Origin of the sequence: Bacillus sp. FSL M8-0256, from assembly GCF_038005765.1 — a bacterium.
Lineage (GTDB): Bacteria > Bacillota > Bacilli > Bacillales > Bacillaceae > Bacillus > Bacillus safensis.
The window spans coordinates 3,015,573-3,035,380 of the sequence record NZ_JBBOTU010000001.1 but is presented as its reverse complement, the minus strand read 5'-3'; the positions used below and the strand labels follow the sequence as shown (position 1 = coordinate 3,035,380).

The following is a 19,808-nucleotide window of genomic DNA, read 5'->3' as shown; positions in this document are numbered from 1 at the left end:
GATTAAGGAGTGAGCAATATGAATGCACAAACAAAGGAAAAAACATCAATCTGTCAATATTGTTCAGGAAAAGGGTATTTTCAGCTATTGCTCGGCGGATCTGAAACGTGTGAGGAATGTAAAGGGACAGGAAAGAAGCGTTAATCGATCTGCTTTTTCCATTGATTGACTTCATCTCTATTTCCAAGTTAAACTAATGATGGGATATTTGGGGGTGGAGATGAAGTGATCAGTTTACCAGTCGTTATCATTTCAGTTATTTTATTTTTCGTGTTATTCTTCGGCATTGGCTTTTTGCTCAATATGCTACTGAGAATGTCATGGATTATGGCTATTTTATATCCAATTGTATGCCTTTTCATTATTAACAATCAAAAGATGATCGCTTATGTAAGAGAGCCTGGCACTGCTTTTTCAGGAATAGGAGACCGGATCGTCTCACTCGCTGCGGCAGATATCATCATCTTATTAAGCGGCCTGATCGGTGCAATCACATCAGGTTTTGTCATTAATGCACTTCGAAAAAGAGGGTATCAAATGTTTTAACTCACTTGTGGACACGCAAGTGGGTTTTTTTGTTTCTCCTTTGCATAGTTTCCATTTTGTTTGGAAACAAATAGATGGGTAGAGGAGTGACAAATAGAGATGAAAACATGGATGAAACGATTGTTCATGACCGCCCTATTCATGCTTGCACTTTTGACAAGCTTTACGGGCATATCTGGAGTCGAACCAAGTGATTTAGCTGTATGGGTGAAAAAAACCGATGCGGGCAAGCAAGTATCTTCTTTTTTTCAGCAGCAAAAAAGGGAAACGATCGCACTCAAAAGTGAAGATTCGCGGGCTGTTTCTCTCGAAGAAGCGTTTAATTGGAACGATTACCCGAAACAGAAAGTTGTTGCAACCGGCTATACAGCAGGTGTGGAATCAACAGGCAAAACGAAGGAACATCATGCATATGGCATTACATATTCAGGCGTCAAAGTGAAACGTGATTTATACTCAACAGTGGCAGCCGACCCATCTGTTTTTCCGATTGGAACGGTGCTGTTTATCCCAAACTATGGCTACGGTGTGGTTGCAGATACCGGGAAAGCCATTAAAGGTCATAAGCTTGATTTATACTATGAAACCGTTGATGATGTGTATAGAGAATGGGGTAAAAAAGTGCTCGATGTGTATATCATCAAAAAGGGTGAAGGGACGTTAACGGAAAAAGACTTAAATCAGCTTAATGAAGCAGAATCGATGCAAGTATTCCGTCAGCAGTTTCAAGCCAATAAAGAATAAAAAAGCTTTGGGCCGTTTAAGGTCCAAAGCTTTTTCGCTTCTACATGAAGTAATAATCTAAGATGAGTGTCAGCAAGATCCCTGTTAAGCCGCCGAAGAAGACTTCAATCGGCTTATGACCAAGAAGCTCTTTTAATTTCTTTTGCTTTTCTTTTTCTTCCGCATTAGGGAAATTCTTTGCTTCGGAAACAAATCGGTTAAAATCTGTTACGAGCTTGTTGAGAACAGTCGCCTGTTCTCCTGCCTGTCTGCGAACGCCTGTTGCATCAAACATCGTAATAATGGCAAAGATGGCGGAAATGGCAAAGATAGATGTATCTAGCCCGTGCTCTAAAGCCACTGCTGTTGAGAGTGCTGTTACTGCTGCGGAGTGTGAACTTGGCATTCCGCCTGTGCTTGTAATGAGCGACCAATCTAGTCGTCTAGAAATGATAAATTGAATCGGTACTTTTACAAATTGAGCAAAAAAGATGGCTGCAAGGCTGGCAAGCAGCGGAAAATTCGTCAGTACGCTCATGAACAAGAAACATCCTCTCTTTAAGAAAAAATATCGTGCGAAATGATGGACTAAAAATCCTAGTATGATGAAAAAATGATAGCAGTAAAAAATGCTGCCAAGTCCATGTTCATTATAACATTAAAGAAAGTAGATGTGGAACGAGGAGAACAAGGACAGGCTGCACAGGTTTTCGCCGCTTTTTCATGATGCCCTTCCGCGTGTGAAAATATAAATGTTCATCAAGTAAAGACAGACTGGCAATGATCGTATAGGCACGCAAATTTTGATATAATAGAAGTTCCAATGTGAAAAATGGAGTTCATTAAGGAGCGTGTGATAAATATGTTTTTCTCGACAAATGAATTGCAGCATAAAGATACACTGGCGATCGGACTTTTTCAAAAGAGCCAATTATCAGGAAAAGCAAAAGAAATGGATGAATTACTTGAAGGAAGAATCACTGAATTATTAAAAGAAGGCGACATTTCATCCAAACGAAATCAGCTTTCGAAATTTTTCCCATCCCCTGAAACAGGCATCAAACGCATTTATTTTGTCGGGCTTGGGAAGGAATCAGATTACACGTTTGAAGAGGCAAAAGAAGTGTTTGCCCATTTATTCAAAAAGCTTCATCAAGATAAAAAGCAAGCGGTTTCTGTCTTGCTGGATACGTTTATTGGAAAGGATCTGCCTGCTCAAGATGCAGCCCATGCCCTTTCTGAAAGCTGCCTTTTAGCTACATATGAATTACAGGATTTTAAACATAAAACAAATGAACCGGATCGTTTTATCGAGTTTGTTTATGCAACGACAGAGCATGATCAAGCTGAAATTCAGGCGAGTTTGAAAGTCGGCGAAGTGTACGGACAGTCAGTCAATTCGGCCCGTACCCTTGTGAATATGCCGCCAAACATGCTCACATCCTCTGATCTGGCTTCGTATGCGGCAGAGCTTGCATATAAATATGAATTTGAGATTGAAATTTTAGATAAAGAACAAATGGAAGAGCTCGGAATGGGCGGTATTTTAGCCGTCAATAGAGGCTCAACAGAACCGCCAAAACTCATCGTATTGAAATATCAAGGCAAGGAAGAATGGACAGACGTCATCGGCCTTGTCGGTAAAGGCATCACGTATGATACCGGCGGCTATTCTTTAAAGCCAAGAGCGAGTATGGTTGGCATGAAAACAGATATGGGCGGCTCAGCCTCTGTTCTAGGCGCAATGGAAATCATTGGCGAACTTCGCCCAGAGCAAAATGTCATTGCGGTCATCGCCTCAACCGATAATATGATCTCGGCAGACGCTATGAAGCCGGACGACGTGATTGTGTCACTAAGCGGTAAAACAATCGAAGTGCTCAATACGGATGCAGAAGGCCGTCTTGTTTTAGCAGATGGGGTGACATATGCGAAGCAGCATGGTGCCTCTGTCCTTGTAGATGTGGCCACATTAACAGGCGGTGTCATTGTGGCGCTTGGAAATGAGACAACAGGCGCGATGACCAATAACGATGAGCTGTACGCTCAGTTTAAAGAAGCATCAGAAGAATGCGGTGAAATGATCTGGCAGCTGCCAATCACGGAAAAAGATAAGAAACGAGTACGAAACAGCAAAATGGCGGATCTCAATAACTCACCAGGCCGTGATGGTCATGCGATCATGGCAGGTGCTTTCATTGGCGAATTCGCAGAGGAGACGCCTTGGGTTCACTTAGATATTGCAGGAACTGCAACAACAGAAAAACCTTCATGCTTTGGACCAACAGGGGCAACAGGTGTGATGGTGAGATCACTCGCAACATTTGTGGAACGATTTGAAGGAACAAAATAAAGGAGAAGGCTCTGCCGAGTGGCAGGGCTTCAGATTGTTGACAAAGAGCTAAAATGAACTTTATTTTAGCTCTTTGTCTTTTTCTTTTCAGCGTGATAGAAAACCTTTGAAGTCTAGGAAGGACGAGTACTGGAGCGGAGCGAATTTGACATTCGTGAGCACCAGCACGCAGGACTGACAAAGAATGCGAGGGTTTGTCTACACGCTGGGCTCTGCCAAGTGGCAGAGCTTTTTTATGTAGGACATACGCCATTTGACGAAGTTTTTTTTCTATGGTAACATACGTTGGTACTTTAATTATCTACTACATTAGTAAACTAAAGGATTTCGGGGGTTTCACCATGAATGCAGTTGTTTTAGCGGTTGTTTTAATGTTGATATTAAGCTTGCTGCGGGTCAATGTCGTGATTGCGCTGGCCATAGGCGCTTTAGCTGGCGGACTTGCAGGTGGATTAGGCTTGGGAGGAACAGTGGACGCCTTTACGGACGGACTCGGAGGAAATGCAACAGTGGCGATTAGTTATGCGTTATTAGGAGCATTTGCTGCGGCACTGACGAAAACAGGTCTTCCAGATGCTATGGTTGAAGGAGCAGTAAAGCTTCTAGGAAAAGAAGGCGATTCAAGACGGAAAACACTATCAAAAGTGCTCATCGTTCTTGTCATTTTGATCGTGTCCTGTTTTTCACAGAACGTCGTTCCTGTTCACATTGCCTTTATCCCAGTCCTCATTCCGCCGTTATTAAAGGTGTTTAACGAGCTTCAGATTGACCGCAGACTGCTAGCGTGTGTCATTACCTTCGGACTCACTGCACCATATATATTACTTCCAGTCGGTTTTGGACAGATTTTCCACGGAATGCTTCGTGACAATATGAAGGAAGCGGGTCTGACTGTAAACTTAGCAGATATTCCGTATGCGATGCTGATTCCTGTAGCAGGGATGGTTCTTGGCTTGATCGTTTCCATTTTTGTATATCGAAAGCCGAAGGTATATGAGAATCGTGAAATTACAGATGTAGAGAAATCGGCTTATACGAAAAAAAGCTTATTCTTTGCCGGTCTTGCTATTCTCGTTTCGTTGATTGTCCAGCTTTATCTATCACAAAGCCTTGGTGTGGAAGGAATGATCTTCGGTGCACTCGCAGGACTGCTTGTCTTGTTTGTGACTGGAATGATGAAACGGGATGAAGCAGATGAACTGATTACATCTGGAATGAATATGATGGCATTTATCGGTTTTGTCATGCTTGTTGCGGCTGGGTTTGCCAATGTTTTAACAAAAACAGGAGACATTGAATCTCTTGTCAAAGCATCTTCCCAATTTATCGGAAACAGCCAGAGTCTTGCGGCGATTTTAATGCTGCTCGTTGGTCTGCTTGTGACAATGGGAATCGGATCATCATTTGCAACGATTCCGATTATAACAACCATCTTTGTTCCACTTTGCTTACACTTAGGTTTTAGTCCAATGGCTACCATTGCCATTATTGGCTCTGCTGCGGCTGTTGGAGATGCAGGTTCACCTGCAAGTGACAGTACGCTTGGACCAACATCTGGATTGAATATGGATGGACAGCATCACCACATTTGGGGAACTTGTGTCCCGACTTTTATCTATTATAATATTCCGCTTGTTCTGTTCGGCTGGCTGGCGGCGATTATTCTGTAAAATGAAAAGCTTGTAGAGAAAACAATGATGTTTTTTCTATAAGCTTTTTTGTTGTTCGCAGATGAAAAAATAATTAGGACAAAAGTATGAATTAAATGAATCTTTCTTTCTCTATCTTACGTATATATGCTGATAAAAATGAAAAGGGGAAGATGGGACATGTCATTTTTTAAAAAGCTAGCGGCAAGTGCAGGAATTGGTGCGGCAAAAGTAGATACCATTTTAGAGAAAAATGCTTATTATCCAGGACAAGAAGTAAAGGGAACTGTCCATGTAAAGGGCGGAAAAATTGCTCAGGAAATCCGCCATATCAATGTTAAAATTGAAACACAGTATGTGATTGTAAAAGATGATGAAGAGCGTAGAAAATATGCAAACATCCATTCTGTACGGGTGGCGGATTCTTTTACCATCCAGCCTGGAGAAAAGCATGAATTTCCGTTTTCTTTTATTCTTCCTATCGATACCCCGATGACGATCGGAAAAGTTGAAATTGCAGTGGAGACAGACCTTGATATCCAAGGCGGAATCGATAAATCTGACTATGACCGCATTTTCGTTGAAGCACACCCTTGGGTGAGAAATGTACTGGAGGCCACTAGAAATCTAGGCTTCCACCTGAACGAAGCAGACTGTGAGCAAGCACCTTACTTCCAGCGGCGCCTGCCATTCGTCCAAGAATTCGAGTTCATTCCGACATCAGACTACTATCGCTATATGCTTGATGAGTTAGAGCTGATTTTTCTGATAGATGAAGGCGGATTAGACATTGTTTTCGAAGTCGACCGTAGAGCAAGAGGCCTGAGAGGCTGGCTTGAGGAGATGTATAATGATGGGGAACAGCTTGTACGCTACCGCTTCAGTCCATCAGATCTTGAAAATGTAGAAGTGCTTGAAGGAATGCTGGAAGAAATCATAGATCAATACGCTGAGTAATGATGAAAAAGAGCCTGAATGAAGACAGGCTCTTTTTTCTATGATACAGCTTCTTGTTTTCGAAAGGATGTGGCTTTGGATACAGAGCGATAAATTTTAGGTGCCAGCATCGCAAGTAATATAGTCAATGCGTAGTCTTTTACCATAAACCAGATCATAAAGAACCATGTGGTTTGATAGGAAATCGGTGCATTGAGCCATACATTTAATGCGAGGTATGTATAGGTCGTTCCGATCACATACATCACGGTCGTACCAGCAATGGCTGCAAGCAAAAAGCGGCCAAAGCCAGGGTTTTTTCTTTTTTCTAGAATGAATCCGGCAAGCCAGGCAGCAGGGATGTATGATAATACAAAGCCGCCGCTTTTGCCTAAAATGACCCCAAAGCCCGCAGAGAACTGGGCGAATACAGGTGCACCAGCAATTCCAACCAAGGCATAGACAATCATAGCTAATGCGCCAAGCCGTCTGCCGAGTAAGAGACCAGCAAGCACACAAAAAAACGGCTGCATCGTAAGTGGAATTCCGCCGACCTGTAAAAATGGCACAATGGATGTGATATTGGCTCCGATAGCCATGAGTGCAGCAAACATTCCCACTAGCACAAAGTCAACAGTTCTTGTCTTCTTTTGCATGATGTTTCCCCCTGTCTTATCTGTACAAATAGATTAAGGGGAAGAAGGATTTTTGTCAACTTGTTTTTATTTTAGGTTAACAATAAAACCCGCCCATCAATAGGGCGGGTAGCTGATTAAGCTTCGGTCATAAAAGAGGCATCGATGGCTTTGCTGACAGGTACGTAATCATAGCCGAGATCACGAGCGACCGCTTCGTACGTGATATGTCCGTTCATCACATTGACACCTTCTGCGATGGCATTGTTTTCTCTAATAGCTTTTGCAGCGCCTTTATTCGCAATTTGCAGCGCATATGGAACAGTGACATTCGTTAGAGCAACAGTTGATGTCCGCGGAACCGCGCCTGGCATATTAGCGACAGCATAATGTAAAATGCCGTGTTTTTCATAAGTAGGCTGATCATGGGTTGTGATGTGATCAATGGTTTCGACAATGCCGCCTTGATCAATCGCTACATCCACAATGACAGAACCAGGCTTCATTTGTTTCACCATTTCTTCTGTCACAAGCGTCGGTGCTTTGGCACCAGGAATCAGCACCGCACAAATGAGAAGGTCTGCCTCACTGACTGAATCTGCAATGTTGACAGGATTGGACATTAACGTTTTCATTTGATGGCCAAATTGGTCGTCCAGCTGACGCAGGCGTTCTGCGTTTACATCAATTAGGGTGACATCTGCGCCAAGTCCGATCGCCATTTTCGCTGCGTTTGTTCCAACAACACCGCCCCCAATAATGGTGACCTTTCCTCTTGATACCCCTGGTACACCTGCAAGTAAAATACCCTTTCCGCCTTTTGGCTTTTCTAAAAATTGAGCCCCAATTTGAGCGGCCATTCTGCCTGCTACTTCAGACATTGGTGTGAGAAGAGGGAGTGTTTTTCCGTCCGTTACTGTTTCGTAAGCAATGGCTGTAACGCCTTTTTGTTTTAATGCTTCAGCCAAGGAGGGCTCTGCGGCTAGATGCAGGTACGTAAATAAGATGAGTCCTTCTCTGAAATAAGGATATTCCTCAGGTAATGGTTCTTTTACTTTCATGATCATATCAGAAGATGCCCATACATCTTTCGCCTGATCAAGAATCTCTGCACCAACAGATACATAATCGTCATCAGTGAATCCGCTTCCAAAACCAGCGTTTGTTTCAATTAAAATCTGATGTCCAGCTGAAAGCAATTGAGAAGCTGCTCCTGGTGTTAAAGCCACTCGGTTTTCATTGTTCTTAATTTCTTTCGGAATGCCGATGATCATGTTTATTCCTCCTATGCTTATCTATTGATATTGTATGTCTAGTGTATCCGGAAAGTTTAGAAAATTCTTCGGTTGAAATAAAAAATAAAAAAACGCCTCTTTGTGAAATTTCACAAATGGACGTTTTTTAGCTTCATATCAAGGTAGATGGTCATTTTCTCATTCATGTTTTTTAAATCAATTTCTGCGATGTCTGTAATCCGTTTTAATCGATAATTTAAGGTATTGATGTGGATGTTTAATTGCTTTGCGGCAATATTGGCATTGCTGTCACAGTCAATAAACCGCTCAAGGGTTTCGACAAGGTTGGAATGATGCCTCAGGTCGTAATCCTCCAGCTTTGATAAAGAGTAACTGGAGTAAGAAGAGCCCTTTCGCTTCTCAGCAAGCACATCAAGATATTGATAAATGCCTAGTTCAGAAAAGCTGTTTAAACGTTCAGTTTCAACTGGAAAGCGTTCTTTCGTCTTTAATACAGCCAGTGCTTCTTTATAGGAAGGCTGAATTTGAGAGATGTTATCGTAAATTCCTCCAATTGCTGCCTGAACATGCTGAATATGATACCGGTCCGCAAGTTGCTGCAGCATGCCGCTTGTGAATTGCTTAATATCTTGAAGCGGATGTTCTGTTTTTGGTGAGACAAGAATAATGAATTCGTGAAAATCAACAGTCGTTAACAGTACCTGTACTTGCTGTGTTGTTTCAAGCAGATAGGACAGCTTTTTTTCTGTCTCCTCTGTGAGTTCGTCACGAAGACGGAAGATGATGATGGCATATGTGTCTGGACATCTGATGCCAAGCCTTAAAAATAGGTCAAGCATCTCATCCTTTTCATGAATATGACCTGTGAGCATCTTCCAGAAAAGCTCCTGATTACGTTCTTCTGTTTTCGTTTTTCGAATTTGTAAATTGAGTAATTTGTTTTTCACGGCATGCGCTGCCATTTTGAGAAGGTCCATTTCTTCTTCTGAAAAAGGCTGTGCGGATTCAATCGCCCAAATAAATCCGAGCACTTCTTTGTCCTTCCAGATCGAAATGGCGACCCTGCTAGATAAACCCACCTCTGCAATTTGAGGGACACGAAGCGGTTCGTCTGTTTTAAGGAGGGTAGGAATGATGCCGTCCTTCCAAAGCCGATTAATGACTTTTTCCGGTACCCGGCGGGAGATAATGGTTGAAGTTCTGGCGGGATCAGTAAAATCATTGTGTGTGCTATATGCCAATAATCGATGATGAGTATCTTCTATAGTAATAGGGCAATTGAGCACATCACTAATTTGGTCTGCCACATCCTCTAAACGATCAAGACTATACTTAAACGGATCTGTCTTTTTTGTCATAAAAAACCCCTGCTTTTTCGAATATTTCACGTACTTACATTATGAAGAGAATGAGGTACGTAAATCAACAAAAAACTGCCATAAACTTAAAAAAACAAAAAGTGTGAGAAGCAAGTAAATGCATGTTGAAGCACGCTGAAAAAGAAATAGTACAATAATAACATAGTAAAAAATCAATAGGCGGAAAGATCCACCGAAGCAGGTGGATACTTATTATGAATATATGACCAAAAAACTGTTAAATAATAGATAAAAAGCGAAAAAACAGTAATTCTATAGACTCATTTTGTAAAATAAAAACAGATTTGTTTGACTGTGTATCATTTCTGTTTTTATAATAATAACGTCAAAAAATAAGTGGATTAGCCCATTATATGGCGGCTATGCACGGGAGGTAATGAGGAATATGTCAGGAATTATTCGCGTAACCCCAGAAGAACTAAGAGCGACCGCTAAGCAATATGGTGTTGAAAGTCAAGAAGTGTTAAACCAAGTTGATCGTCTAAATAGAATGATCTCTGATTTAAAAGGAATGTGGGAAGGTGCTTCTAGTGAAGCATTTGCTGATCAATACGAACAGCTTAAGCCTTCATTTATCAAAATGTCTGATCTATTAACAGATGTCAGCAATCAGCTTGATCAAACGGCAAATACACTTGAAAGCACTGACCAAGACATCGCAAGCCAAATCCGCGGCTAATCAAAGGGATTTCCTTTCTAAGTGTGAAAAGCAGAAACAGCGCCGAGTCTGTCAATGGATGCCGGCGCTCTTTCTATTTTGTGAGGTGGAAATTTGTGTATATCGATATTACCATCGACTTAAAAAATTATGATGGCAGTGTGTTTGATTTGAGACTATCAAATTATTTACATATTAAACAAGTCATCCATATCGCCTGGCAGGCAAAACAAATCTCACTTCCAAAGCGAGAAGGCGGATGGGTGCGGGTAGTCAATAAGAAAGCTGTGTTTTCAGGCGAATATAAGCTGTCAGACTGTGGAATTACCACAGGAGACAGGCTGGAAATACTATGAAAGGACTTTTGTAAAATGGCAGATAAAAAGAGTTCCTATTTAGAAGAACAATTAGAAGCAGTCATGAAAAAAGAGGGAGGCACCTATACCTTTATTTTTCAAAAAGAGACGATTAAACTCTTAGACGGTTTAGAAGCGGCACCGATCAAAGACATCAATCCTTCATTTCAGAAAGAGATCCAATTAACTGAAGATGAGGTCATCATTTCTATACAACCGCCTCCTGCCTATCAGGAATTTCGTTTCATCCATGCAAAGGATGAAAAAAGCAAATGGATTTTTTCATACCAGCTTGTCGATGCAGTTCTTAAACACGACGTGAAGCGGCTGCATCCTATTGTTTCTCCTGAAAACATTGTTTTTCATCAAGGCTTAGCTCCTGCATTTTTGCATTATGGAGTCAAAGAAAGCATCCCGCCATATGAAACCGATGAGCATCGCCTGTTAAAAGAGGTCAAGGCTGTCGTTCTTCGAGTGGTTGACCATGAATATCAATTTCAAGAATATGTGGCTTACAATGAAACGTTGAAATTATCGGAGCTGGCAAAAGAAATTAGTGAAACGAAGTCGCTGGAAGAATTGTCAGCTTTGATTGAGCAAAAGATCAAAGCAATCGATGCGAAAGAAAAAACGCTCTTAACCATTCCTAAAAAGAAATGGAAGATCGAGCGATACATCGGATTAGGTCTGCTTGTCCTGTTAATCCCTGCATTGGTGTACACCATTTACACCTTCTTTTTTGCCATGCCAAAACAAGAAGCGTACGTCGAGGCAAACAAATATTATCTCAACAAACAGTACAGTCAAGTGGTGGATACGTTAGAGAAATATCCAGCCAATAAAATGCCAGTCTCTCTACAATATGAACTGGCCATTTCGTATGTACAAACGAACCAAGGCAGTTTGTTGCTTGATCAGCATAAAAAAGAAATCACAGAAACGTACACATTGCAGACAGATCCGCAATACTTTCTATTCTGGATTCATATTGGACAAGGCAATAGCAAGGAAGCACTTGATATTGCACGGGTGCTTGGAGACGACAGGTACATATTTACGGCACTCGTCGCCTACCGCAATGAAATTCAAAACGATGACAGCCTTTCTGCTGAAGAAAAACAAAAACAGCTAGATCCGATCATTAAGGAAATGGCGAAATATGAAGAAAAAGAAACAACCGAGACAAGCACAAGTGACTCCTCAGACGCAAGCCAAACAGATGAAACAGCTGAACAAAAAGAGCAGTCAAAAGCCGATCAAGAGAAAAAAGAGAAAGAATCTGAAGCGAAAAAGAAAACCTCTCAGACAAAAAAAGATGAGAAAAAATAATTCTTTCGATACAACTGACAGTTGGTGCTGTCCCATGAGGAGGTGGAGCGTTTGAGTCTTCTTTGGGTTTTTTATGAGGAGGATTATCAAACTGTCCGTTTAGATGAGCAGTTCAATCGAGAAGCTCTGATTGGACCTGAAATAGAGCATACGGTGACAATCCCTTCACTTTCGTTTGATGAAGGGGTCATTCGTTTATCTCCTGATGAACCGAATGATGGTTTTACTATTTATCAGGGAGATGAGAAGAAAGGCAAATTACTTCCACATGAACCATATCAGCTTGGTTCACTCACACTTATTTTAATGGATGCACATCACGATCAATATATTTATTACCTAGGAAATAGAGTGGAGCTGTCTTTTTCACGTGAAGAGAAAGATGAGATTGATGTGTGGAAAGAACAAGCTCATTCCATGTTTCAAGATGCCAGCCAGTTCACTTTAGAGAAAATCGAAGGAACATGGTATGTCATGCCTCAGGACGAGATGATTTACGTGAACGGAAAGAAAATCCATGGTCCAGAGAAGATTTATGCAGGAGATGAGCTGTTCTGGAACTTTCTAACGGTGACATTTAAAGATGATGATTTATTACAGGTGACAGCTTACGAACCCTTTCATACACGTTTGGAAAAAACAAGACCGCCAAGTACAGAAACAAAACAAAAATACCCTTCATACAGACGTACACCGCGTTTGATTTATGATTTGCCAGATGACCGGGTATCCTTTAGCTTTCCTTCGCAGGAGAGTGAAAATAACAGCAGAGGGCTTTGGCTTGTTGTCCTTCCGCCGCTTGTGATGCTCCTTGTGATGGGGATTGTTGCCCTTATCCAGCCGCGCGGAATCTTTATTATCGTGTCAATGGCGATGTTTATCATGACGTTAATTACATCGTCCGTTCAATACTTTAAGGAAAAATCACAGCGCAAAAGACGAGAAGAGAAGCGGCAGCGTGTCTATTCTCTTTATTTAGAAAATAAACGGAAAGAGCTGCAGGAGCTGTATGACCGCCAGCAATATATTTTGACGTATCATTATCCGTCATTTGAAAAAATGAAGTATTTAACATCAGAAATCAGCGGACGCATTTGGGAAAAGACGCTTGTGAGTGACGACTTCTTGCACCTGCGTCTTGGAACAGGCGCAGTCCCATCAAGCTATGAATTATCGATGAGCGGCGGCGATATGGCCAACCGGGATGTTGATGACTTAATGGAACAAACGCAGCACATGCAAAAAGTATATCGTGAAGTGAAGAATGTCCCGATTACATTCGGTCTTGCGGATGGTCCAACAGGATTAATAGGGAAGCCTGCGATTGTGAAAAATGAGCTTCATCAGCTAGTTGGACAGCTTGCTTTCTCGCACAGCTATCACGATTTGAGATTTGTCTTTATCTTTCATGAGCAGGAGTATGAGAATTGGGAATGGATGAAATGGCTTCCACACTTCCAGCTGCCTCATACATATGGCAAAGGGTTTATTTACAACGAACAAACACGCGATCAGCTGTTGTCCTCTATTTATGAAATTTTACGTGAGCGTGATTTAGAAGAAGAAAAAGAGAAGAAAATCTTTACGCCTCATTTTGTGTTTATCGTGACAAATCATGAGCTCATTGCCGAGCATGTGATTTTAGAATACTTAGAAGGCAGCCGGACAGACCTTGGTATCTCCATCATCTTTGCAGCAGAAACAAAGGAAAGCTTAGCTGAAAATATTTCGACGCTTGTCCGTTATATTAACGAAGAAGAAGGAGATATTCTCATTCAGCACAAGAAGGCAGTACGAATTCCGTTTCAGCTTGATACACATCAGCGCGGGGACAATGAACTGTTTGCCAGAACACTGAGAACATTAGATCATCAAGTCGGTATGACCAATTCGATTCCTGAGACGGTCTCATTCCTTGATCTTTTCCATGCCAAACAGGTAGATGACATTGGCATTCGTGAAAAATGGCTGACTTCAGAAACGGCCAAATCATTATCTGTGCCAATTGGTTATAAAGGGAAAAACGACATTGTCGATCTGAACCTGCATGAAAAAGCGCACGGCCCGCACGGACTGTTGGCGGGAACAACGGGATCAGGGAAAAGTGAATTTTTACAGACGTATATTTTATCGCTCGCTGTACATTTTCACCCGCATGAAGTTGCTTTTCTGTTGATTGACTATAAAGGCGGCGGAATGGCGCAGCCGTTTCGAAATATTCCTCATTTACTTGGAACGATCACCAATATTGAAGGCAGCAAGAACTTTAGTGAAAGAGCGCTTGCCTCAATTAAAAGTGAATTGAAGAAAAGGCAGCGGCTGTTTGATCAGTATCATGTGAATCATATCAATGATTATACGAAGCTCTACAAGGAGAAAAAGGCTGAGCAGGCAATGCCTCACTTGTTCTTAATCTCTGATGAGTTTGCTGAATTAAAAAGTGAAGAGCCAGACTTTATTAGGGAGCTTGTCAGCGCTGCACGTATTGGCCGAAGCCTCGGGGTCCATCTCATTTTGGCTACCCAAAAGCCAGGCGGGGTCATTGATGATCAGATTTGGAGTAACTCCCGTTTTAAGGTCGCACTAAAAGTACAAGATGCGTCAGACAGTAAGGAAATTTTGAAAAATAGTGATGCAGCGTCCATTACCGTCACAGGCCGCGGTTATTTACAAGTGGGCAACAATGAAATTTATGAATTGTTCCAATCGGCTTGGAGCGGTGCACCATATATGGAAGATGGCTACGGCTCAGAAGATGACATTGCCATTGTGACAGATACTGGTCTTATTCCGTTATCAGGAGTAAGCACAGAGCCAGCAGTGAAAAAAGAGACAGTGACGGAGATTTCCGCTGTTGTGGATGAAATTGAACGTATGCAGCAAGAGCTTGGAATCGAGAAGCTGCCAAGTCCATGGCTTCCACCGCTTGAGGAACGTATTCCAAAAACACGTTATGCGTCGAGTGAAGAGCATGTCTTCCATTTTGCGCTTGTCGATGAACCAGATCAGCAAAGCCAGCATCCACTTTCTTATCAAATGATGGAAGATGGGAACATTGGCATCTTCGGTTCCTCCGGCTACGGCAAATCACTTGCTGCCACAACACTGCTGATGAGCTTTGCGGAGAGGTATTCACCTGAAGAATGGCACGCATATATTTATGATTTCGGAAACGGAACATTGCTTCCGTTAGCTAAACTGCCGCATACGGCGGATTATTTCTTAATGGATCAGATGAGAAAGATTCAAAAATCAATGAAGCGTCTGCGGGAAGAGGTTGAATATCGCAAGCGCTTATTCAGACAGCAAGAAATGAGTCATATCAAAATGTACAATGCCTTAAATGAGAAAAAGCTTCCATTCATTTTTATCGTGATTGACAACTTTGACATTGTCAAAGACGAAATGCATGAGCTCGAATCTGAATTTATTCAGCTGAGCCGTGACGGACAATCACTAGGTATATACTTCTTGATTACAGCAACCCGGGTAAATGCAGTGCGTCAATCGCTGATGAACAATCTGAAAACGAAGATTGTCCATTACTTAATGGATCAAGGAGAGGCGTACTCGATTATTGGCAGACCGAAATTCAGCTTAGAGCCGATCCCAGGCCGAGTCATTATTAACAAAGAAGAGCTTTATTTTGCGCAAATGTTCCTGCCAGTTGAAGGAGAGAACGATCTCGAATTGTTTGAGCATTTGAAACAGGAGATACAGCTTCTTCATGACCGCTTTGAAGCATCCGAAAAACCAAAGCCTGTGCCAATGCTTCCTGATAAGCTGACAGTTTGGGAGCTTGAGAGTCGTTTAGATGAACAAAAACCGCCTTATGACATTCCAGTCGGATTAGATGAGGAATCTGTGGCACCTGTTTATTTTGACTTGAAAAAGAATAAACATTGCCTCATTATCGGTCAAACGCAGCGCGGGAAAACAAATGTGACAAAACTGATGCTCGATCAGCTTTTAGTGGCAAAGCCTGAAAAGCTGGCTGTCTTTGATTCAATTGATCGAGGTCTATCCCATTATGCAAAAGAAGAGAACATTGATTACCTTGAAACAAAAGATGATATCACCGAATGGGCAGAAGAAATGGACCGCATATTTAAGGTGCGGGAAGAAATGTATGTCGAAGCTGTGCGCCAAGGGGAGACCGATCAGCTGTCATTTCCTCAAATTGTGCTTGTGATTGATGGCATTACGCGTTTTCAGCAGACGATCGATCCGCGTCTTCAAGATCAATTAGCTGATTTCATGAAGTCATATGCACACTTAGGCTTCAGCCTGATTGCATCAGGGAATCATACCGAGTTCAGTAAGGGCTATGATGCACTCACAAACGAAATCAAACAAGTTCGTCATGCTATGTTACTCATGAAAAAATCAGAGCAAAACATCATACCGCTTCCGTATGCAAGACAGGAACCAGAGATTCAGCCAGGCTTCGGGTATTTGGTTGAAAACGGAAAAGAGAAGAAAATCCAGGTTCCTTTATGTGCGGTAGAAAGGAAGAGTGTTCAATGACAGAGCAGCAAAAAAGCTCCATCAAAATCATCTCCACCATGATATTGATTCTTGTGCTGCCGGTTTTATTTTTCCACCTGATTGGAGATGACCCGGCAAAACAGAAGAAGAATGCGACACGAAATATTGCGGTGGTCAATGAGGATATGGGAGCGAGCGAGAGTGAAAACACGGCTCGTTTCGGACAGGATGTTGTGGCAGCATTGTCAGAACGTCCTGATTATACATGGACTGTAGTGAATCGCAGTGCGGCGGAAAATGGACTGAAAAACAGAAAATATGACGCTGTCCTTTATATTCCGTCTGATTTCTCTAAAAATGTGCTGAGCTATGATAAAGACCATCCTGAAAAGGCGTCCATTCAATTTTCAATTCAAGATCAGCTCAATGCAGTCAATAAAGAGAAAGTGCAAAGAGAGCTGGAAAATGCCCAAAAGAAAATGAATGAACAGATGTCGACGCTATACTGGAGTTTTGTATCACAGGAAATCGGCAATGTGAGAGAAGAATTTGAGCATATTGTCGGCAAAGAAGTCGAATTCCAAAACACGATGTACAACTTCTATAAACCGAACTCAAACAAACTATCAGATGCCGTCCAGCAGCAGAAGAAACAAATAGAAGAATTAAAAAATGCGATGGCCGATTCACAGAAACAATATAAAGACGGCTTGAGTACAACAGAAGAAGCAAAGAACCAATTAAAGGACTTTGTGAAAGCAGTCGATCAATACCAGCAGTATCAAGATAAACAAAAGGATCTCTTGATCAAAGCGCAATCAACAAGCCAAAAGCAAATCCAGCAAGGGCTCAAACAACTCGCTGACATTCAAAACCAAAATGCCCGCAGCTTTAGTGATCAAATGGGCGGACTCAAAACAGACATCAACGGGGTACAAAGTCAGCTGAAAACAACGGACAGCGCCATCCAATCTGTTCAAAAGTCGAGAGAAGACGTTATTCCTAAGCAATCCACGGGGTTAAAGGAACTTGTGAAGACGTCTCAGGAAGAACTGATTAGAAATTATGAAGCTCAATATCTTGCATACATAGGGGATAAAATTACTCCGTTGCAAGAGCAATTGAAAACTTCAAGAAAGGCATTGCTTGAAGCAGAGAAACCGAAAGAGGATCCGAATGAGGATTCGAATAATCAAGATGAAGATCCGCAAGACTCGACAGACGATTTGAAAATCGATCTTGAAGAAGAGACGAAGAAATTAACTGAAATCTCAACAGAAATAAATCAAGTGGCAGATGATTTGTCTGGAAATGAAGAAACGCCACCTACTCCAGAAAATGGTGAAGAAAATCCAGAACAAACTGGGGAAACCAAATCAACGTCAGTTCAATCAAAAGAGCAACTAAAAGCACTGTCCCTAAAATTAGAAGAAGTGAAAAAGAATATCGAGGAGAAAACCACAGCTCATAATGATCAATTACAAGGAAAAGTCGATCTTTTGAGTAAAGTATTAAAATCTTTAACAGATAAAATAGATAAACTAGAAGAAAAAATAATAAGAATAGAAACTAGCAACAATAAAAACATAAGTGATATAAAGAAATCCATCATCAAACAAGAATCTGCTATTACAAGAAAATTAGAACGAATAGAAACAACTCAATCTCCATTAAATCAATATACATCGAAAATGGATAAACTTAGGGATTTTAATACAAAATCAGAAAATGCATCAGAATTATTAAAGTATTCAAATGAATTAGTACATTATGAAGCATTACTTAACAGCTTCTATCAAGAGAAGGATCCTTCTTCTTTGGTCGACACCAAACCAGATGAAATCCAATCCATCCTCTCCATCAAAAAAGAAGAAACAGAAAACTGGGATAAGCTCAAAAACCAGATGCTGACATCAAACGATGATGTGTCTACTTTTATTGATGAGATGCAGAAGTTTTCAGATGGTTATGCGGAGTACATTACGACTCAGCAGGCAAGCATGGAACAGGAATTACAGACAATTTCTGAAAGTGCGGACAATGTAGCTAAGCAAATGGCTGATCAAGGAGATGCGGTGTATACAGCAGACCTTGCAGGCAGTTCAATTGTTGTCAGTGCACAGGATTCAATTGGTCAGGAAGTGCTTCGTCTTTCTGAAAATATGAGTTCGTTAACCGACCGCCAAAAAGGGGTGGCGGATTATACGAATAACATTGAAGAGAGTGTCACAACAGTTCAAGAAAAAGCAGATACGCTGAATGAAAACTGGAGCAAGAATGTCGACTCTACAAAGCTTGTTCAGCAAGATTTAAAGGGTATTTTAGGAAATACATTAAGTGATCAAGGCAACAGTAACTATGTGTATAACCATTTAGCCAATCCGCTGAAAATCAGCGGCGATGTGCCGGAAGAAAAAACGCAGACCGTACCGCCGGTCGTCATTTTGGTCATTGTGATGATCAGCAGTTTGTTAATTGGCTTTTTCAGCTCGTATTATGCGTCAGCTCCGATGCTGGTCAAAGGTGCGCTGTTTGGCATCTTGAATCTATTAGTCGGACTCATGATCAGCTTGTTTGGACTGAACATTTACAAACTTGCAGATGATCAAGCCATTCAATGGTCGATCTTCACCATTTTGTTATTAGTGGCGTGCTCTGCCTTTATTCGCACGGCTTTCCTATTCGGTTCTATTGCCGGGTGGATGGCAGCAACAGCGCTGATTTTCTTCTTTGTCGCACCGTTAATTGATTTGGTGATGCCGAATTTCCACTTTACCAATCCAGTGACAGACGTGTACCTGTCGATTCAATATGGAAATGGAGACACCTTTGGAATGGGCGTCACAGGGTTAGTGATTTTAACTGTTCTTTTCATGGTCGTACCGCTTGTGAAAAAGCTATGGAAAGATAAAACAGAGGAACGTGATGTGACTCATGAAGCTTAATCTATTCGTGAAAGGGACGGCACTCGCTGCCGTTTCCCTTTTTCTCCTCATCCCTGCTGCTTTCGCTGCTGGTGAAGATACGGATACGAATGTCAAGCCGAATGAATATCAGGAAAAGGAACTCAATATTAACTCGAGTATATTGAGGGATCAAACGAAATACGAACAAAGCAAAACGACATCAAAAATCAAAACAGACATTCATTTTGCTAAACCGCCTAAAGCCCCGGGGGGATCTCTTTCTCCGCAGCTATTTAGTGATCTAAAGGAGAACCCGCCCAAAACACCAGCTCGTATGATGAAAGAAATGAATATCTCTTTTAGTGATTCGGCTGTATCAGCACCTTCTGAGGATGAACATGAGAAGCAGACATCGGCACTGCTTCCGATTATCTTTGGTTTCTTGATAGCCCTTGGTCTCGTTGTGATGATCATCCTGATTCCAAAGGTGAATGTGAAGGCTGAAAAGAAATAGTCTGTCTCTTTTAATAGAGGCAGGCTTTTCTTTATGCAGATTGCTTGCTGTCATACCGTTTCACTACGTAAAATAGTGAT

Annotated in this window: 16 protein-coding genes; 12 read left to right on the top strand and 4 right to left on the bottom strand. The window is 41.6% G+C overall.

Annotated features, from left to right (window positions below; all coding sequences use genetic code 11):
- Positions 1 to 18: 18 nt before the first annotated feature.
- From NSQ76_RS15700 to NSQ76_RS15690, 3 genes are all read left to right on the top strand, one after another.
- Positions 19 to 144, top strand: coding sequence for a YuiA family protein (locus NSQ76_RS15700; protein ID WP_157834354.1), 126 nt, complete (start codon positions 19 to 21; stop codon positions 142 to 144).
- A gap of 81 nt (positions 145 to 225) precedes the next feature.
- Complete coding sequence (locus tag NSQ76_RS15695; protein ID WP_024423349.1) at positions 226 to 546, top strand: YuiB family protein; 321 nt, start codon at positions 226 to 228, stop codon at positions 544 to 546.
- 99 nt (positions 547 to 645) lie between these two features.
- On the top strand, positions 646 to 1,290 hold the full coding sequence (locus tag NSQ76_RS15690; protein WP_024423348.1) for a 3D domain-containing protein: 645 nt from the start codon (positions 646 to 648) through the stop codon (positions 1,288 to 1,290).
- Positions 1,291 to 1,330: 40 nt separating this feature from the next.
- Here NSQ76_RS15690 and NSQ76_RS15685 read toward each other — a convergent pair whose 3' ends face one another.
- The gene (locus NSQ76_RS15685) at positions 1,331 to 1,807 is read right to left on the bottom strand and encodes a divergent PAP2 family protein (RefSeq protein ID WP_024423347.1); all 477 of its coding nucleotides are present in this window, start codon (positions 1,805 to 1,807) and stop codon (positions 1,331 to 1,333) included.
- 324 nt (positions 1,808 to 2,131) lie between these two features.
- Between NSQ76_RS15685 and NSQ76_RS15680 the strand changes: the two genes are divergently transcribed.
- The 3 genes from NSQ76_RS15680 (at position 2,132) to NSQ76_RS15670 (ending at position 6,228) form a co-directional block, all read left to right on the top strand.
- Complete coding sequence (locus tag NSQ76_RS15680) at positions 2,132 to 3,622, top strand: leucyl aminopeptidase (protein ID WP_024423346.1); 1,491 nt, start codon at positions 2,132 to 2,134, stop codon at positions 3,620 to 3,622.
- Between the two features lie 341 nt (positions 3,623 to 3,963).
- Positions 3,964 to 5,292 carry a Na+/H+ antiporter family protein gene (locus NSQ76_RS15675; RefSeq protein WP_024425962.1) on the top strand — a complete coding sequence of 443 codons (1,329 nt, stop codon included), beginning with the start codon at positions 3,964 to 3,966 and terminating at the stop codon, positions 5,290 to 5,292.
- 159 nt (positions 5,293 to 5,451) lie between these two features.
- Positions 5,452 to 6,228: a sporulation protein gene (locus NSQ76_RS15670; RefSeq protein WP_135032733.1), complete on the top strand. Its 777-nt coding sequence runs from the start codon at positions 5,452 to 5,454 to the stop codon at positions 6,226 to 6,228.
- Positions 6,229 to 6,266: 38 nt separating this feature from the next.
- Here NSQ76_RS15670 and NSQ76_RS15665 read toward each other — a convergent pair whose 3' ends face one another.
- The 3 genes from NSQ76_RS15665 to NSQ76_RS15655 form a co-directional block, all read right to left on the bottom strand.
- Positions 6,267 to 6,863: a biotin transporter BioY gene (locus NSQ76_RS15665; RefSeq protein WP_034622146.1), complete on the bottom strand. Its 597-nt coding sequence runs from the start codon at positions 6,861 to 6,863 to the stop codon at positions 6,267 to 6,269.
- A 116-nt stretch (positions 6,864 to 6,979) separates the two neighbouring features.
- Positions 6,980 to 8,116, bottom strand: a complete 1,137-nt coding sequence (gene ald, locus NSQ76_RS15660) for an alanine dehydrogenase (protein WP_025094176.1) — start codon at positions 8,114 to 8,116, stop codon at positions 6,980 to 6,982.
- Positions 8,117 to 8,226: 110 nt separating this feature from the next.
- Positions 8,227 to 9,456 carry a PucR family transcriptional regulator gene (locus NSQ76_RS15655; protein WP_024423341.1) on the bottom strand — a complete coding sequence of 410 codons (1,230 nt, stop codon included), beginning with the start codon at positions 9,454 to 9,456 and terminating at the stop codon, positions 8,227 to 8,229.
- A gap of 406 nt (positions 9,457 to 9,862) precedes the next feature.
- Here NSQ76_RS15655 and NSQ76_RS15650 point away from each other — a divergent pair, with 406 nt between their 5' ends.
- The 6 genes from NSQ76_RS15650 to essA all read left to right on the top strand — a co-directional run bounded on the left by NSQ76_RS15650 (position 9,863) and on the right by essA (position 19,728).
- Complete coding sequence (locus NSQ76_RS15650) at positions 9,863 to 10,156, top strand: WXG100 family type VII secretion target (protein ID WP_003213769.1); 294 nt, start codon at positions 9,863 to 9,865, stop codon at positions 10,154 to 10,156.
- Positions 10,157 to 10,251: 95 nt separating this feature from the next.
- Positions 10,252 to 10,491, top strand: coding sequence for an EsaB/YukD family protein (locus NSQ76_RS15645; RefSeq protein ID WP_003213579.1), 240 nt, complete (start codon positions 10,252 to 10,254; stop codon positions 10,489 to 10,491).
- Positions 10,492 to 10,506: 15 nt separating this feature from the next.
- Complete coding sequence (gene essB, locus NSQ76_RS15640; protein ID WP_025094177.1) at positions 10,507 to 11,820, top strand: type VII secretion protein EssB; 1,314 nt, start codon at positions 10,507 to 10,509, stop codon at positions 11,818 to 11,820.
- A gap of 51 nt (positions 11,821 to 11,871) precedes the next feature.
- A complete protein-coding gene (essC, locus tag NSQ76_RS15635) occupies positions 11,872 to 16,347 on the top strand; it encodes a type VII secretion protein EssC (RefSeq protein ID WP_025094178.1) in 4,476 nt (1,491 codons plus the stop codon).
- Positions 16,344 to 19,253: a type VII secretion protein EsaA gene (gene esaA, locus NSQ76_RS15630; RefSeq protein ID WP_341054707.1), complete on the top strand. Its 2,910-nt coding sequence runs from the start codon at positions 16,344 to 16,346 to the stop codon at positions 19,251 to 19,253. The genes essC and esaA overlap by 4 nt, the downstream gene beginning before the upstream one ends.
- Positions 19,243 to 19,728 (top strand): type VII secretion protein EssA, encoded by a 486-nt coding sequence (gene essA, locus NSQ76_RS15625; RefSeq protein WP_034668062.1) that lies wholly within the window; start codon positions 19,243 to 19,245, stop codon positions 19,726 to 19,728. Before esaA ends, essA begins: the two co-directional genes overlap by 11 nt.
- Positions 19,729 to 19,808 lie beyond the last annotated feature (80 nt).